Source organism: Mesorhizobium sp. B1-1-7 (assembly GCF_006442705.1).
Lineage (GTDB): Bacteria > Pseudomonadota > Alphaproteobacteria > Rhizobiales > Rhizobiaceae > Mesorhizobium > Mesorhizobium opportunistum.
The window spans coordinates 162,073-176,686 of the sequence record NZ_VFWQ01000001.1 but is presented as its reverse complement, the minus strand read 5'-3'; the positions used below and the strand labels follow the sequence as shown (position 1 = coordinate 176,686).

Below are 14,614 nucleotides of genomic sequence, written 5' to 3'. Positions count from 1 at the left end.
TGCAATGCACTAGAATATATTGTGCGCCGCACAAAAGTCAATATTTCGCCTGCGTTCAGAGCCCGCCTGCGCAGGCAATGCCTAAAAATCAAATAAAGTGAGTTTCAAGCCCGAAGAAAATGGTGAACGCGACGGTTACCATAAACGGATTGGTAACGCTGCCCCGCTAGCTTGGCTGAAAGTGCGGCAGGACCCTTTGCCGCCTCCAGCGCAACGAAGAATTCAAGGTAAATATCAGTGCGTAAGGCGTTGTTGGGCATCGTTTCCAGATCCACCTCCCCCCTCAAAGCGATCATGGTCTTCGCCTTGGCGCTTACATTCGTTTGCGCTGACGTTGCCTCGTCGCTGGCGGCGCGGCAGGCGGCCATTGTCGTGGACGCCAAGACCGGCAAGGTGCTGTACTCCGCCGATGCCAACGGCAGGCGCTATCCGGCATCGCTGACCAAGATGATGACGCTTTACCTGACCTTCGAAGCTCTGGCGAAGGGCAAGATCAGCAGGAACACGCCTGTCGTGTTTTCGGCCAAGGCATCCGCCGAGGCGCCGACGAAACTCGGCGTGAAGCCGGGCGGTTCGGTCACGGTCGACACCGCCATTCTGTCGATAGTCACCAAGTCGGCCAACGACTCGGCAACCGCGCTTGGCGAAATGATTGGCGGCAACGAAACCAATTTTGCCCGCATGATGACGGCCAAGGCGCGCCAGCTCGGCATGAACGGCACCGTCTTCCGCAATGCCAACGGTCTGCCCGACCCCGGCCAGTTCACCACCGCGCGCGACATGGCGACGCTCGGCATCGCACTGCGTGAGCATTTCCCCCAATATTACGGCTATTTCTCGCAGCGGTCCTTCCTCTATGGCCGCCAGCGCATCAACGGTCACAACCGCCTGCTCGGGCGCATCAAAGGCGTCGACGGCATCAAGACCGGTTACACACGCGCCTCCGGCTTCAATCTCGTCTCGTCTGTGTCAGACGGCAATCGCCGCCTCGTTGCCGTCGTCATGGGCGGCGCATCTGGCGGCAGCCGCGACAACCAGATGGCGGCTCTGATCAACACCTATTTGCCGAGGGCTTCTACCCGCGGCGGCGGCGATCTGGTCGCCAAGGCTGATAGCAATCCGATCAGGGCGCTGGCCAAGGTCCTGCTGCCCAAGCACGACGCGCCGACACCGGACGAAAAGCCGGTGGCTGTTGCAAGTGACGATACGGCCGTCTCCGAAGACGCGACCGTCGCGCAGGGCGACAGCAATGCCGAGGACAGCAGCGCGGAGGACGACGCCACGGTCGAAGAACCCAAGCTGGTCGTTCCGGCCAAGAAGGTGAAGACGGTCATCGTCTCCGCCCCCAAGGTCGCCACCGCACAGGTCGTGGCCGCCTATGCCGAGCCGACGCCCGCGCCTGCACCCGCGGTCGATCCAGTCAACACCGCATCGGTGCCCTCGGGCTGGGCCATCCAGGTCGCTTCCTCGCCCAAGCAGTCCGAAGCCCAGGCTTTCCTCGACAAGACCAGCAAACAGGCGCCCAAGGTGCTGGCCGATGCCGCCGGCTTCACCGTCGCCTTCGACAAGGATGGCGTCACCTATTATCGCGCACGCTTCGGCGGCTTCGGTTCGAAGACCGCTGCCTGGAAGGCCTGCACCGCTTTGAAGAAGAAGAGCATCGAGTGCTACGCCGTCCAGCAATAGGACGGCGTGCACACAATCTCCCGGAAAATTTTTGCGTCGAAGGAGACTAGTTGTGATTGGAGAGCAAGACGTCCTTGGCTTCGTTGATTCGCGCCGCCAGGAAAGACGTGCCGCCGATGTCGGGGTGCAGGCGCTGCATCAGGCGGCGGTGCGCCTTGCGGACATCCGCCGCGGCGGCCCCCGCTTCAAGACCAAGGACCTTGTAGGCCTCCTCCTTAGTCATGGCGCCAGGACCTGGCGCAACACCCAACCCTTCGCCACCGTTCGTCTCAATGTTTTTGCGCCAGACGGGAAATCTGCCGTCAAGATACGTCTCTAGCAACTGCCTGCTCTCCGGATCGCCGGAGAGTTCGCGGTAGAGATGCTGTAATTCCGAAAGACCCATGGCGCCAAGCATCTTGCCGTCATGGCGGCCGGCCAGGACCAGTCCTTCGAGACCGCCCGAATTGTGATCGAGTTCCATCTCGAGTGCCGCTGTCCGCACTGTCGAGCGTTTTCCAGGCGCAGGCTTGGCATTTGGCCGGCCTGCGCGCGTGGCGCCATACCAGCCGATCGCCGCGAACAGGATGATGCCGCCGATCCCGCTGCGCCCGACCAGCAACACGGCGGCGCCCACCAGGGCCAGCAGGATCGGCCCCAATGTTCTCGTCGTGCTGGCGAGCTTGGCCGGATCGGCGCGAAGAAACGCCGAGGCTACCGTCAACAGCACCAGCAGCAATGCGACCAGGACGATAATTGCGCCTAACATTTCCCACCGCCCCGCGGATTCCCTGCCCGCCTGGACAGCCGCGTCACTTCCTTCAACACTTTTTCTGCGCCGGAATCATGGCCTCCCTCCGATAGCAAGAGGGCGTTGGCCCAGCCAACGCGGCGGCCCTTGTCGACTTCGACAGCTTTTCATCGCGCATGAATTTCAAGATGTGGCGTTGTATCGCCGCTTGCAAGTCCAGCACGAAGCAAGATGGAGGGCCAGCGGACGGCTAGAGCATGCCGCTCAAAAGTGAACTCAGACCCAGAGCGCGCCGCATGAATCCGTTTCAGCGCGACGCGCTTTAGAGCAAACCGAGATCGGCAAGCTCACGCCTGAGCTTCGGCGGCATCTCCACGAGCCCGGCCTTGCCTTTGCCGAGATCGGCCGGCGCATCCGACGGCTTCAGATAGCGCCAGCCCTGAAACGCCCGGCGCGGCTGCCAGTCGGTGCGAATGACCCGCGGATCCAACATCAAATGGCAGCGGCCGATACCTTCGTCGTCGGTGAACGGCCGGATCTCGGTGATCAGCTGGCGGCACTGCACATTGCCCTTGATCACCCAGTAGAGCGAGCCGCCATCGGTGACCTCTTGCCCACGCGTCGGCACCATGCGGGTCGTGTGCCAGTGTTCGACCGGATCACCGGCCCGGCGCCGTTCGTCGAGACGGAACTCGATCCATTCCTCGAGATCCTCGACGCTGTCGCAGCCGACGCACAGTTTTAGGAGATTGAGAGCCATCCGCTAAGGTTAGTCCGGAGCGCCGGGACGTCAACGGCCTGACGGACTTCTCCACAGTGCCGGTTTAGGCCAGAACCTCAGCACTCCACGACATTGACCGCGAGCCCGCCAAGGCTGGTTTCCTTGTACTTCTCATTCATGTCGAGGCCGGTCTGGCGCATGGTCTCGATCGCAGCGTCGAGCGGCACGAAATGCACGCCGTCGCCCTTGATCGCCAGCGACGCGGCGGTCACGGCCTTGACCGCGCCCAGCGCATTGCGCTCGATGCACGGCACCTGCACCAGCCCGCCGACCGGGTCGCAGGTCATGCCGAGATGATGTTCGAGCGCGATCTCGGCGGCATTCTCGACCTGCTCGGGCGTGCCGCCCATGACGGCACACAGCCCAGCCGCGGCCATTGCCGAGGCAGAGCCAACCTCGCCCTGGCAGCCGACTTCGGCGCCCGAGATCGAGGCGTTGGTCTTGATGATGCCGCCGACCGCTGCCGCCGTCAGCAGGAAGTCGCGGATGCTAGGCTGGTCGGCCTCGGGGTGGAAATGTAGCCAGTAGCGCAGCACCGCCGGCAGCGTGCCCGCGGCCCCATTGGTCGGCGCGGTGACGACGCGGCCGCCCGCCGCATTCTCCTCGTTGACCGCCATGGCGTAGATCGACAGCCAATCGTTGGCGAGCAAGGGGTTCGGCCGGTTCTGCTGCCATTGTTCCTGCAGCTTGTCGTGCAGCATGCGCGCGCGGCGTCGCACCTTCAGCCCGCCAGGCATGATGCCGTCCTGCGAAAGGCCGCGGTCGATACACCCCTTCATGGCGCTCCAGATGGCGTCGAGGCCGGCATCGAGTTCCTCGCGCGTCATCTGCGTTTCCTCGTTGACGCGCTTCAGTTCGGCGATGGAGAGCCCGCTCTTGGCCGCCATCTTCAGCATCTCGACGGCGTTCTTGAAGGGATAGGGCACCTTCTTGCCCTCTGTCGTCACCGACCCCTTGGCTTTCATCCGCTGCAACTCTTCTTCCGAAACGACGAAGCCGCCGCCGATCGAATAGTAGATACGCTTGAGCAGCAGGCGGCCGCCGGCGTCATAGGCGTAGAACGCCATGCCGTTGGCATGCCCCGTGAGCGGTGTCTTGCGGTCGAGCACAAGATCGGTGGCCGGATCGAAACGGTAGGAGGGGTGACCGGGCGGTGAAATCAATCTGTCGGCGGTGATGCGGCTGACGATCTCGTCGGCCCGGTCCGGATCGACCGTTTGAGGCGTCTGGCCGGCAAGTCCCAGAATGACGGCGCGGTCGCTGCCATGGCCGATGCCGGTATAGGCGAGCGAACCATGCAGGCTGGCGCCGATGCGGTCGACCTTGGCGCCGGCGGGGCGCGGCCAGTCGTCCCCCGCGACCTCGTCGAGAAACCGCCGCGCGGCCGTCATCGGCCCCATCGTATGCGAGCTCGAGGGGCCGATGCCGATCTTAAACAGGTCGAAAACCGAAAGGAACACGCTGTCTCCTGGGTCACGTCGAGAATTACATATAGGAATTCCCAGGATGTTTCCGCTCTTTTGACAATCGCGGCGCGGCACCTGCCGACCTTGTTTGCTCCGGCAGCGACATCGGTTGCTTATCGCTCGATACCAGTGATCGAAGCGGTCACGCCGAATGTGATAAATTCGGCTCATGCGCGATTCCCTCGATCTTTCGACGGCCGATCTCGCGGCGCTGGGCCTCTTCCTCGCCGCGTGGCTGCTGCACACGCTCGCCTCCGACGGCCGGCTGGTCAGCCGCGTCTCGCTGACCACGGCGATGAACGCGCAACGCGAGGCCTGGATGCGCACCATGGCTGAGCGCGAGATCCGCATCGTCGACACCGCCATCATGAGCGGCTTGCAGCAGGGAACCGCCTTCTTCGCCTCCAGTTCGCTGATCGCGCTCGGCGGCTGCTTTGCTCTGCTCGGCGCGTCCGACCGGGTGCTCGAAGTGCTGAGCGACCTGCCTTTGGGCGGCGCGCCGTCACGTTCGGCGTTTCAGATAAAGGTGCTGGGACTGGTGCTGATCCTGGCCTTTTCCTTCTTCAAATTCGGCTGGGCCTACCGGCTGTTCAATTATTGCACGATCCTGATTGGCGCGGTGCCGATCCCGCATGGCGAAGCCTCGCGCAATCCGGTCACCGAAACGGCGGTGTGGCGCGCCGCGCAGATGAACATGCTGGCCGGCAAGCATTTCAACTCCGGCCTGCGCGGCGTGTTCTTCTCGATCGGCTATCTTGGCTGGTTCGTCGATCCGGTGGTGTTCGTGCTGTCGACGCTTCTGCTGCTGGCCGTGCTGGTCCGGCGCCAGTTCTTCTCGGCGGCGAGGCGCGCTGTCATCGGTCAGCCGCCCGGCGCCGGAAAAGGCCGGTCGATGCGGCCGGACAGCCAATAGGCCAAAAGCCCGATCCATTCGCGAACCGCTATGGTCGTATTCTCTAGTGAATCGGCCACATTGTCGCGAAACAAGCCGACACCTTCCTTGCCCGAGGTTCGATAGTCGACGGGCCACGGGACGGTTGGAAAACCAGCCTTGTCGAACAGCGCCTTGGCCCGTGGCATGTGGAAGGCGGAGGTCACCAGCAGCCAGGTCTCGCCCGGCTTCGGTTCGACGAGCTTGCGGCTGAAGACCGCGTTTTCATAGGTGTTGCGGGACTTGTCCTCGAGGACGAGACGATCGGCCGATACACCCAGGGGGCCGAGCAGGCGGGGCGCGGTATCGGCGTCGCCCTCGCCATCAAGGAAAAGGGAACCGTTTCCGCCGGATACGACCACCTTGGCCTGCGGGAAGCGCCGGGCGAGGATTGCGGTCTCGACCATGCGATCGCCGCTGCTGCTCAATTCATAGCCGCCGCGCGTGAGGTTGATGGCCCCCTCGAACCCGCCGCCGAGCACGACGATGCCGTCCACCTTTTGCGGCAGCGGCGGCCGTGGAAAGCGTTCCTCCAGCGGATTGAGCATCATGGCGCCAAGCGACGTCCAGGCCGACAGCGCAAGGATCAGGAAGGCGAGCACGCTGCCGGTGACGGCCAGCCGACGCCGGCCGACCATCCCGGCGATCAGCCCCGCCAGAAGCAGGAAGATCGTCAGGTTGAGCGGCTGGATGAAGAACCACAGGATCTTGGAAAGATAGTAGAACACGCTTTCCCCCTACGATCTGCCCCTACGATCTGCCTAGAGTGCGGCGGGCGGCAAAGCGCCTGACGGCTTCCGCAACAGCCTCAGCCTCCGAACGATCGAGTTCCCGCCCGAACGAGATTCGCCCGCTTGCCGCGGCCAGGCGAACCACTTCCTTCAGTCCGGTGTCGTCGGTCGGATAGGTGTGTTCCAGGACCTCGGCAGTGAGCTGTCCGTTATATGTGAGGAAGGCGCGATCACGGAACGGACTGCCCCTGATTTCGCGGACGATCGTGTCTTTCGCGATCCGCAGCGTTTCGCCTCCCGATACCAGCCAGATGAACTCCTTGCCGAGAAAATATGCGAGAAACCCGGCAATCGCCAGAAATGACATCAGGCCAAACAGGCCGCTCGCGACCGTTGCCGGCGATTTGTCGAAGAGCCCCCATTTGGTGGTGACGGCGACGATTGCGATCGAGAGAAGAAGAAAGCCGACCCTGATGGCTGAACGCCTGGGCGGGTTTGTGATCAGCAGTTCATATCCCGTCTCGATGATGGAAATGCGAGACGGGGGCGACATGTTACCACCACTTCTCCGGCTGGAACGTGCCCGCCGCCTGTTCGATGACGGCGGCAGTCTGGAACAGCGTCTCTTCCTCGAACGGCCTGCCGATCAGCTGCAGGCCAAGCGGCAGCCCCTTGGGATCGAGTCCGGCGGGCACGGCAATGCCCGGCAGGCCGGCCATGTTCACGGTGACCGTGAAAATGTCATTGAGGTACATCTTGACCGGATCGGCGGCCATGTCCTCGTCGGCGATGCCGAAGGCGGCGGATGGCGTTGCCGGGGTCAGGATGACGTCGATGCCGGCGGCAAAGACGTTCTCGAAGTCGCGCTTGATCAGGTTACGCACCTTCTGCGCTTGCAGATAATAGGCATCGTAATAGCCGGCCGACAGCACATAGGTGCCGATCATGATGCGGCGCTTGACCTCGCGGCCGAAGCCGGCGGCGCGGGTCTTCTCGTACATCTCGACGATGTCCTTGCCCGGCACGCGCAGGCCGTAGCGGACGCCGTCATAGCGCGCCAGATTGGACGACGCCTCGGCCGGCGCCACGATGTAATAGGCCGGCAGCGCGTATTTGGTGTGCGGCAGGGAAATGTCGACGATCTCGGCGCCGGCGTCCCTGAGCCAGGCAATGCCCTTCTGCCACAGTGCCTCGATCTCCTCGGGCATGCCGTCGACGCGGTATTCCTTGGGAATGCCGACCTTCATGCCCTTGATCGGCTTGCCGATCGCCGCTTCATAATCGGGCACCGGCCGGTCGACCGAAGTGGTGTCCTTCGGATCGACGGAGGCCATGGATTTAAGCAGGATCGCGGCATCGCGCACGTCGCGCGCGATCGGCCCGGCCTGGTCGAGCGACGAAGCGAAGGCGACGATGCCCCAGCGCGAGCAGCGGCCATAGGTCGGCTTGATGCCGACCGTACCGGTAAAGGCGGCCGGCTGGCGGATCGAGCCGCCGGTGTCCGTTGCCGTGGCGCCGGCGCACAGGAAAGCCGAGACGGCGGTCGCGGAGCCGCCGGAAGAGCCACCCGGCACCAGCTGCGCATTGTCCATGGTGCGCTGCGTTTTCGTGCCGCCGGCCGATACGAAGCCGCCGTCGCCCTGATGCGTCGTCGGCATCACCACCGTGTCGAGGCGCGAACGCCGCCACGGATTGATGACCGGGCCGTAATAAGAAGTCTCGTTGGACGAGCCCATGGCGAACTCGTCCATGTTGAGCTTGCCCAGCATGACCGCGCCGTCGGCCCACAGATTGGCGGTGACGGTCGATTCATAGCGCGGCTTGAAGCCGTCGAGCACATGGCTGCAGGCCTGGGTGTGGACACCGTCGGTGCCGAACAGGTCCTTGATCCCCAGCGGAATGCCTTCCAGCGCGCCGCCCTCGCCCTTGACCAGCCTGGCGTCGGACGCCTTGGCCATGTCGCGCGCCTTGTCGCCGGTCACCGCCACATAGGCATTGAGCGCCGGATTGGCGCGATCGATCGCCGAGAGATAGGCGTCGGTGATCTCGGTCGCGGTGATTTCCTTGCCGCGCAGCTTGGCGCGGGCCTGCGAAATCGTCAGTCGGGTGAGGTCGCTCATCAAAGGCTCTTTTCGTAAAACACCGACCACTGGGAATCGGGATAATCCAGCACCGGGCCGCAGCGCGAGAACCCGGCGCGTTCATAGACGGTCCATGCCGCGGGATGACGATCGCCCGTCTCCAGCACCAGCCGCTTCAGTCCTTCCTGCCGCGCCAACGCCTCGACCCGCTCGACGATACCGGCGCCGATCTTGCGGCCGCGATGCGAAGGCCGCGTGTACATGCGCTTGACCTCGCCGATGGCATCGCCATGGCGCTTCAGCGCGCCACAGCCAATGGCGACACCGTTGTCGCGGGCGATGAAAACGGTCGTGTCCTGGCCGGCCATCTGCTCGACCGTCATGTGGTAGCAGTGCTCCGGCGGCGTCAGTTCGAGCAAGGTCTCGTTGAGTTCCTTGACCAGGCCGCGCACATCGTCCTGCAGCGGCGTCTCGACGGCGATCTCGATTGCCATCGGCCCCTACTCCACGACCTTCGGCACGAGAAAGAAATTCTCTTCGGTGGCCGGCGCGTTGGCGACGATGTCGGCCGCCTTGTTGCCGTCGGTGACGACATCGCCGCGCTTCTTCATCTCCATCGGCGTCACCGAGGTCATCGGCTCGACGCCGGAAACATCGACCTCGTTGAGCTGTTCGACAAAGCCAAGGATGGCGTTCAGTTCGCCGGTCATGCGTTCTGCGTCCTCCTCGCTCACCGCGATGCGGGCGAGACGCGCGACGCGCTTCACTGTCTGAAGATCAACGGACATGTATTTGCCTCGGGGAAAAACCAGTCCGGGCTATAGCGGCGCCGCGCGCGGCACGCAACATGCATCGTATCGGAAGCAATGCTAGGCTACGGAAGCGCTGGCCCGATCCTTGGGGCGGCGCAACGGATTGGGCAATTCGAAAAAGCGCTGCTTTGCCGGGCACATGCCGCAAGCAGCCTCATCCTCCGGTGCGGCGAACGCCTGCAGTTCGGCATTGGAGCAACCGGGATCGAGCGGCTGGTAGGCGAAATACGGGTCCCACTTCTCGGACAGCCGGTACTTTCCCTTCTGCATCGGCTGATAGGCCAGCGGCGCGCATTTCCAGATCTGCCCGTCATGCAACTGCTTGCAGTGGCGAGCAGGGCAGATTTCCCAGCTGGAACGAGGATCGCCATCATCGAAAGGCGTCATGGCATTGCCGAAACCTTCGTAGCGCCAGGTCCAGTTCTTGTCCGACGGACGCAGCTCGATCAGGACCTTGTGGTCTCGCCGCCACGCCTCCAGCAGATCGAAAACCGGTTTCAGCCTCTCGCGATATTCCTCGGAATCATGATGGACCGAGACGATCAGCCGCGCGTCGGGATCGGCGGCCAGGATGGCCGGCAATGTCGGGTGGCGATGCAGGAAGAAGCCGTTGCTGACGATCTCCATGCTGGCGCGCGGCCAGTGCCGCCGCACCAGCCCGACGAAACCCGGCAGTTGCGGATGGATGCTGGGTTCGCCGCCCAGCAAGGTGAACCGCTTGACCGACACGCGCCGGCTCCAATGCCCCATCCAGCGATCCGCCTCATCGAGCGAGACGGTGCCGGAATGCGCATGATTGGAATAGTGCGAGCAGCTTTCGCACGACAGGTTGCAGCCATGCGCGACATGCAGTTCCAGTCTTCGGAACACAGGCCGCTTACCGCCAAGAAGCGATCTTACACGGCTCAGTATCGTCATGGCAGCGCAACGCCCTCGCATAGATAATAGCTGCCGCTGTTGCCGCTCGCCTCGCTTTCGTCGTCGATGGGCCGAACCGACACGAGGTCGATCTGCGTCGGGCTGGTCTGCGTCACCGACAGGACATCAGGAAAGACATAGCCCGGTTCCTGGCAGATCGCCGTCACCGCCCAGCTTGGAGAGCGCGTCGCCTTGCTGACCTGCAGGAACTCGCAATTGTATTCGACACCTTGCAGGCCGTGCGCCGAAAGCACGATGTTGCCGGTGTCGATCAGTGTCTGCAGCGTGTCCTTCTTTGCCTGGGCGCAAAGTTCTTCCGACCGGAGATAAACCCCTTCAATGAAATCATCCGCGGCAAGCGCGGGTGATGCCGCGACAAACATTGACACGCAAAGAGATCGCCTCAACGCCATGGATTTGTTCCGCTTTGGCCGTTTCTAGATCGCAATCGTCTCGCCGATTTTCGGCAACGCAACCTTCACGCCGGACCCTTCCAGGCCGGCCTCGAATTTTTCGGGAGTCGGATCGATCATCGGAAAGGTCCCGAAGTGGCAGGGAACAACCGTGTCGAATTTGAAGAAGCGGCGGCAGGCAAGTGCCGCGACCGCACCGCCCATGGTGAAGCGGTCGCCGATCGGCACGATGCCGATCTTCGGCTCATGCAGCTCGTTGATCAGCGCCATGTCGGAAAAGATGTCGGTGTCGCCCATGTGGTAGAGCGTGCTGTCTTCCGGGAAATGCAGAACCAGCCCGCCCGGATTGCCGAGATAGACGTTCCTGCCACCGTCTTCGCCAAACGAGGAGGAGTGCAGCGCCTGGACGAATGTCGTGGTGAAGCCGCCGCAATCGACCGTGCCGCCGATATTGCCGGGATTGATCTTCTTGTCGCTGATGCCTTTGCCGACCAGATACATGCAGATCTCGAAATTCGCGACCAGCTGGGCGCCGCTTTTGCCGAGCACTTCCAGCGCGCCGCTGATGTGGTCGCTGTGCCCGTGGGTCAGCAGCACATGCGTGATCCCTTCCGCCGGCTCTTCCCAGCCCCCCGTCCATGACGGATTTCCAATCAGATAGGGGTCGATGAGGATCTTGGCGTCGCCGGTTTCGATGCGGAAGGCCGAATGGCCGTACCAGGTCAATTTCATGAATGCATTCCTCGATTTTTACCGTGCCAGAGGATAGAAGGCCGATGGCCCTGAGATCAACTCGAGACCAAAGGGTATAGTGTCCGCCGGGCATCCGGAAGAACACGCGGTGCTGAAAAAGACAAAGGAAAACCGTTGGCTGTCATCACGATTGAGCAATTGCCGGCACGGCTCGCCGATGGCAGGACGCTGGCGGGGCTCGATCTCGGCGACAAGACGATCGGCGTCGCGGTTTCGGACCGGGGGTTCTCCTTCGCGCATCCGCGCCCGGTCATCATCCGGAGGAAATTCTCACTCGATGCCGCAGTCCTTCTGGCCTTGCTGAAGAAGGAGAACGCCGGTGCGGTGGTGATCGGGCTGCCGATCAACATGGACGGGTCGGAAGGTCCCCGCGCCCAGAAATCGCGCGCCTTCGTGCGCAACATGGCACAGCTCAGCGACCTGCCCTTCGTGTTCTGGGATGAGAGGCTGTCGACGGTCGCGGCCGAAAGGACATTGATCGAGATGGATTTCTCGCGCGCCAAACGCGCCGGCAAGATCGATTCGGCGGCGGCCGCCTTTATTCTGCAGGGAGTTTTGGACCGGCTTCAGTCGCTTGCTGCATCCGATCGAACGGAACCGGACCCGCCCAGCGCCGCTTGACCCAATCCAGGATTTCGCGACGGCGGCGAAACGCCCATATCGCCATCAGCAGAAACCCGTCGAAGATGCAGGCCTTTGCCACCATGCCGGGGATGATTGCCGGATCGATGCCGAGCATCTGGCCATAGAGCTGGAACACGAAATCGTGCAGCTGCCGGGTCAGCATGACATAGCCGAAATTCATGTCGTTGAGCGACAGATAGAACCAGCCCCAGAACAGCGCCATCGGACCCGCCCACAATGCGAAGATGTAGCGCATCAGCGGCCACCCTTCCCTTTGGGCCCGGTCTGGTTGCGGCCCGATATCAGGGAGAGCAGCGAGTTGTGCGCCGCTGCCTTGGCCATGCTGTGCGCCGTGGCGCGGAAGTCGGCGTCGTCCGACACGGCCGCCGAGCGCCGCTCGGCGAGCATTGCGACATAGGAGGCCAGAAGTGCCGCCAGTTGCACGGCGACCACCATGAACAGACCGTTGATGCCTTGCGCCGCGCCGCCGACAAGGATGATCGACAGGACACCGGACGCGGAGATGAAGGCGATGCGCACCACACTGTCTGCACCCGGGCTGATCCCGTCGTTGATTAGGGTATCGACGAAGGCCCAGAAAAACAGCACCGACACGACCAGCAATGCGGTTGCCAGCGGCGCGACCACGACGATGTTCTTCAGGTCGACGAAGCGCGCACTTTCGATCGTCACGCCGAGCACGCCAAGAGCCGCCGCCACGCCGCGGTCCCCATCCATGCAGATCAGCGCGAGCAGGGCGAAAACGATCGCCCAATGCACGGACAAAAACGAGGTCAATACGTGTCGCATCATGATTCCTGCTTCGACAGGAATGACAGTGGGCTTTGCCGTCCGTCGCCGCAACGGAAACCATTTGTTAAGGTTAACGGCGATCCACAGGCGCGCGATCAGCACTCCCGGATCCGGCTATGCGCCGCTTACGGGTTCAATTCACCAGCGGATAGAGCGTGTCGATGATCATGCGCGCGTCGTGGCGCGCATCGAGCATGCCATAGGTGTTGCGCCACTGGCCGGCCAGGCGCGTCTCGACGAACGCATCGGCAATCCGCCCTGCCCCCAGCCGGCGCAGTTCCGCCGCCGCGGCCGACAGCGCCAGTTGTTCCGTGAGCAGCCGGGCCGATCCCTCGTCGGTCGATGCGACCTGCATCGCCGCCTTCAGCACGCCGATCGTGCCGCGCCCGCCGGCGCCGAGGTCGCGGTCGATGCCGGCCAGCACTTCCTCGAACAAGCCGGGCGCGCGGCCGAGCACGCGCAGAACGTCGAGCGCCATGACATTGCCCGACCCTTCCCAGATCGCGTTGACCGGCGCCTCGCGGTAATAGCGGGCGAGCGGCGCCTCCTCGACATAACCATTGCCGCCAAGGCACTCCATTGCCTCGTAAAGCAGCGGCGGCGCGATCTTGCAGACCCAGTATTTGACGACCGGCGTCATGGCGCGGGCAAACGCCGCCTCGCCGCGATCGCTCGCCGCCTCGTCGAAGGAGCGCGCCAGCCGAAACGACAGCGCGGTAGCGGCGGCGACATCGAGCGCCATGTCGGCCAGCACACGCTGCATCAGCGGCTGCTCGATCAACGGTGAGCCGAACACCTGGCGATGACGGGCATGATGGACTGCTTCGGCCAGCCCTGCCCGCATGATCGCCGACGATGCCACCGCGCAGTCGAGCCGCGTCAAGGTGACCATGTCCATGATCGTCTTCACGCCGGCGCCAGGCTCGCCGACCATCTCGCCGATGGCGTTGACGAATTCCACCTCGGAAGACGCGTTGGAGCGGTTGCCGAGCTTGTCCTTCAGCCGCTGGAAGCGGAAGCCGTTGCCAGATCCGTCGCCGAGGACGCGCGGCACCAGGAAGCAGGACAGGCCTTCCGGCGCCTGCGCGAGCACCAGGAAGGCGTCCGACATCGGCGCCGACATGAACCATTTGTGGCCGGTCAGGCGATAAAAACCGCTGCCGGCCCGCTCGGCCCTGGTCACATTGGCGCGCACATCGGTGCCGCCCTGTTTCTCGGTCATGCCCATGCCGAGCGTCAGTCCGGTCTTGTCGACCGGCGGCTTCTGGCTCTGGTCGTATTTGCGCGTCGTCACGCGCGGCGCCCATTCGCGGAACAGCTTTGGACTGGCCATCAGGGCGGCAAGCGAGGCGCTGGTCATGGTGATGGGGCAAAGGTGCCCGGTTTCGAGCTCGGCGGTCAGGTAGAAACGGGCGGCACGCACCTGATGGCGGCGGCCGATCTCGGCATCGCCATTTTCCCAGACCGAGGAGTGCAGCCCGTTTGCCACCGAGCGGCGCATGAGGGCATGGTAGGCCGGATGGAACTCGACAAGATCGACGCGCCGTCCCTGGCGGTCATGCGTCCTGAGCTTCGGCGTCTCGACATTGGCGAGGCGCGCCAGTTCCTGTGCCTCCTGTGTCAGGACGAAACGGCCGAGCCCGTCCAAATCCTTGCGGACCGGATCGGAAAAGCGCTCGGCGAGCTGGATCAGCAACGGATCGCCTCGCCAGGCGTTGCCGCCCGCAAGCGGCGGCGGCTGGTTCGTTACGTCGTCGGTCACGCCCAATCCTTTTTTCGGTAGCCAATCCTTCTTTCGGCAGAAAGGCCCATATCGTCGAAAAGCCACGAATCCGAGGCTGTCGACTAGATATAGCCAAGCCGTGCAACCCGCGC

General features: G+C 63.4%; 18 protein-coding genes. 3 read left to right on the top strand and 15 right to left on the bottom strand.

Annotated features, from left to right (window positions below; genetic code table 11):
- Positions 1-104 precede the first annotated feature (104 nt).
- On the bottom strand, positions 105-368 hold the full coding sequence (locus FJ978_RS33030; RefSeq protein WP_224729937.1) for a hypothetical protein: 264 nt from the start codon (positions 366-368) through the stop codon (positions 105-107).
- On the opposite strand from FJ978_RS33030, the gene FJ978_RS00865 reads away from it, so the two are divergent.
- Positions 295-1,686, top strand: a complete 1,392-nt coding sequence (locus FJ978_RS00865) for a D-alanyl-D-alanine carboxypeptidase family protein (RefSeq protein WP_246678008.1) — start codon at positions 295-297, stop codon at positions 1,684-1,686. The two genes, FJ978_RS33030 and FJ978_RS00865, sit on opposite strands and share 74 nt — an antisense overlap.
- Positions 1,687-1,732: 46 nt before the next feature.
- Here FJ978_RS00865 and FJ978_RS00860 read toward each other — a convergent pair whose 3' ends face one another.
- The 3 genes from FJ978_RS00860 to FJ978_RS00850 form a co-directional block, all read right to left on the bottom strand.
- Entirely contained in the window at positions 1,733-2,434 is a 702-nt protein-coding gene (locus FJ978_RS00860; RefSeq protein WP_140569466.1) for a DnaJ domain-containing protein, read from the bottom strand.
- 304 nt (positions 2,435-2,738) lie between these two features.
- Positions 2,739-3,176, bottom strand: a complete 438-nt coding sequence (locus tag FJ978_RS00855; protein WP_013895345.1) for a DUF1489 family protein — start codon at positions 3,174-3,176, stop codon at positions 2,739-2,741.
- A gap of 77 nt (positions 3,177-3,253) precedes the next feature.
- On the bottom strand, positions 3,254-4,657 hold the full coding sequence (locus tag FJ978_RS00850) for an L-serine ammonia-lyase (protein WP_013895344.1): 1,404 nt from the start codon (positions 4,655-4,657) through the stop codon (positions 3,254-3,256).
- 175 nt (positions 4,658-4,832) lie between these two features.
- Here FJ978_RS00850 and FJ978_RS00845 point away from each other — a divergent pair, with 175 nt between their 5' ends.
- Positions 4,833-5,576 carry a DUF599 domain-containing protein gene (locus FJ978_RS00845; protein WP_013895343.1) on the top strand — a complete coding sequence of 248 codons (744 nt, stop codon included), beginning with the start codon at positions 4,833-4,835 and terminating at the stop codon, positions 5,574-5,576.
- Here the strand turns inward: FJ978_RS00845 and FJ978_RS00840 are convergent.
- From FJ978_RS00840 to FJ978_RS00805, 8 genes are all read right to left on the bottom strand, one after another.
- Positions 5,525-6,322 carry a YdcF family protein gene (locus FJ978_RS00840; protein ID WP_140569464.1) on the bottom strand — a complete coding sequence of 266 codons (798 nt, stop codon included), beginning with the start codon at positions 6,320-6,322 and terminating at the stop codon, positions 5,525-5,527. The two genes, FJ978_RS00845 and FJ978_RS00840, sit on opposite strands and share 52 nt — an antisense overlap.
- A gap of 22 nt (positions 6,323-6,344) precedes the next feature.
- Positions 6,345-6,878 carry a hypothetical protein gene (locus FJ978_RS00835; RefSeq protein WP_140569463.1) on the bottom strand — a complete coding sequence of 178 codons (534 nt, stop codon included), beginning with the start codon at positions 6,876-6,878 and terminating at the stop codon, positions 6,345-6,347.
- A 1-nt stretch (position 6,879) separates the two neighbouring features.
- Positions 6,880-8,445, bottom strand: a complete 1,566-nt coding sequence (locus tag FJ978_RS00830) for an amidase family protein (RefSeq protein ID WP_140569461.1) — start codon at positions 8,443-8,445, stop codon at positions 6,880-6,882.
- Complete coding sequence (locus tag FJ978_RS00825) at positions 8,445-8,900, bottom strand: GNAT family N-acetyltransferase (protein ID WP_013895339.1); 456 nt, start codon at positions 8,898-8,900, stop codon at positions 8,445-8,447. The genes FJ978_RS00830 and FJ978_RS00825 overlap by 1 nt, the downstream gene beginning before the upstream one ends.
- Before the next feature lie 6 nt (positions 8,901-8,906).
- A complete protein-coding gene (gatC, locus tag FJ978_RS00820; protein ID WP_013895338.1) occupies positions 8,907-9,194 on the bottom strand; it encodes an Asp-tRNA(Asn)/Glu-tRNA(Gln) amidotransferase subunit GatC in 288 nt (95 codons plus the stop codon).
- Positions 9,195-9,275: 81 nt separating this feature from the next.
- Positions 9,276-10,088, bottom strand: a complete 813-nt coding sequence (locus FJ978_RS00815) for a radical SAM protein (RefSeq protein ID WP_246678007.1) — start codon at positions 10,086-10,088, stop codon at positions 9,276-9,278.
- 44 nt (positions 10,089-10,132) lie between these two features.
- Positions 10,133-10,549: a hypothetical protein gene (locus FJ978_RS00810; RefSeq protein ID WP_140569458.1), complete on the bottom strand. Its 417-nt coding sequence runs from the start codon at positions 10,547-10,549 to the stop codon at positions 10,133-10,135.
- 24 nt (positions 10,550-10,573) lie between these two features.
- A complete protein-coding gene (locus tag FJ978_RS00805; RefSeq protein WP_140569456.1) occupies positions 10,574-11,281 on the bottom strand; it encodes a metal-dependent hydrolase in 708 nt (235 codons plus the stop codon).
- A 135-nt stretch (positions 11,282-11,416) separates the two neighbouring features.
- On the opposite strand from FJ978_RS00805, the gene ruvX reads away from it, so the two are divergent.
- Positions 11,417-11,923 (top strand): Holliday junction resolvase RuvX, encoded by a 507-nt coding sequence (gene ruvX / locus FJ978_RS00800; RefSeq protein ID WP_013895335.1) that lies wholly within the window; start codon positions 11,417-11,419, stop codon positions 11,921-11,923.
- Here the strand turns inward: ruvX and FJ978_RS00795 are convergent.
- From FJ978_RS00795 to FJ978_RS00785, 3 genes are all read right to left on the bottom strand, one after another.
- A complete protein-coding gene (locus tag FJ978_RS00795; protein WP_140569455.1) occupies positions 11,841-12,182 on the bottom strand; it encodes a DUF6105 family protein in 342 nt (113 codons plus the stop codon). The two genes, ruvX and FJ978_RS00795, sit on opposite strands and share 83 nt — an antisense overlap.
- A complete protein-coding gene (locus FJ978_RS00790; protein WP_013895333.1) occupies positions 12,182-12,736 on the bottom strand; it encodes a hypothetical protein in 555 nt (184 codons plus the stop codon). Before FJ978_RS00790 ends, FJ978_RS00795 begins: the two co-directional genes overlap by 1 nt.
- 136 nt (positions 12,737-12,872) lie before the next feature.
- Positions 12,873-14,501, bottom strand: a complete 1,629-nt coding sequence (locus FJ978_RS00785; protein WP_140569453.1) for a DNA alkylation response protein — start codon at positions 14,499-14,501, stop codon at positions 12,873-12,875.
- Between the last annotated feature and the right edge of the window lie 113 nt (positions 14,502-14,614).

What these genes read in the sequence shown, in the direction of transcription:
- FJ978_RS00865 (WP_246678008.1), top strand. Translation starts at nt 295, where the DNA reads ATGGTCTTCGCCTTGGCGCTTACATTCGTTTGCGCTGACGTTGCCTCG.
- FJ978_RS33030 (WP_224729937.1), bottom strand. Translation starts at nt 368, where the DNA reads ATGGCCGCCTGCCGCGCCGCCAGCGACGAGGCAACGTCAGCGCAAACG.
- FJ978_RS00860 (WP_140569466.1), bottom strand. Translation starts at nt 2,434, where the DNA reads ATGTTAGGCGCAATTATCGTCCTGGTCGCATTGCTGCTGGTGCTGTTG.
- FJ978_RS00855 (WP_013895345.1), bottom strand. Translation starts at nt 3,176, where the DNA reads ATGGCTCTCAATCTCCTAAAACTGTGCGTCGGCTGCGACAGCGTCGAG.
- FJ978_RS00845 (WP_013895343.1), top strand. Translation starts at nt 4,833, where the DNA reads ATGCGCGATTCCCTCGATCTTTCGACGGCCGATCTCGCGGCGCTGGGC.
- FJ978_RS00835 (WP_140569463.1), bottom strand. Translation starts at nt 6,878, where the DNA reads ATGTCGCCCCCGTCTCGCATTTCCATCATCGAGACGGGATATGAACTG.
- FJ978_RS00830 (WP_140569461.1), bottom strand. Translation starts at nt 8,445, where the DNA reads ATGAGCGACCTCACCCGACTGACGATTTCGCAGGCCCGCGCCAAGCTG.
- FJ978_RS00825 (WP_013895339.1), bottom strand. Translation starts at nt 8,900, where the DNA reads ATGGCAATCGAGATCGCCGTCGAGACGCCGCTGCAGGACGATGTGCGC.
- gatC (WP_013895338.1), bottom strand. Translation starts at nt 9,194, where the DNA reads ATGTCCGTTGATCTTCAGACAGTGAAGCGCGTCGCGCGTCTCGCCCGC.
- FJ978_RS00810 (WP_140569458.1), bottom strand. Translation starts at nt 10,549, where the DNA reads ATGGCGTTGAGGCGATCTCTTTGCGTGTCAATGTTTGTCGCGGCATCA.
- FJ978_RS00805 (WP_140569456.1), bottom strand. Translation starts at nt 11,281, where the DNA reads ATGAAATTGACCTGGTACGGCCATTCGGCCTTCCGCATCGAAACCGGC.
- FJ978_RS00795 (WP_140569455.1), bottom strand. Translation starts at nt 12,182, where the DNA reads ATGCGCTACATCTTCGCATTGTGGGCGGGTCCGATGGCGCTGTTCTGG.
- FJ978_RS00790 (WP_013895333.1), bottom strand. Translation starts at nt 12,736, where the DNA reads ATGCGACACGTATTGACCTCGTTTTTGTCCGTGCATTGGGCGATCGTT.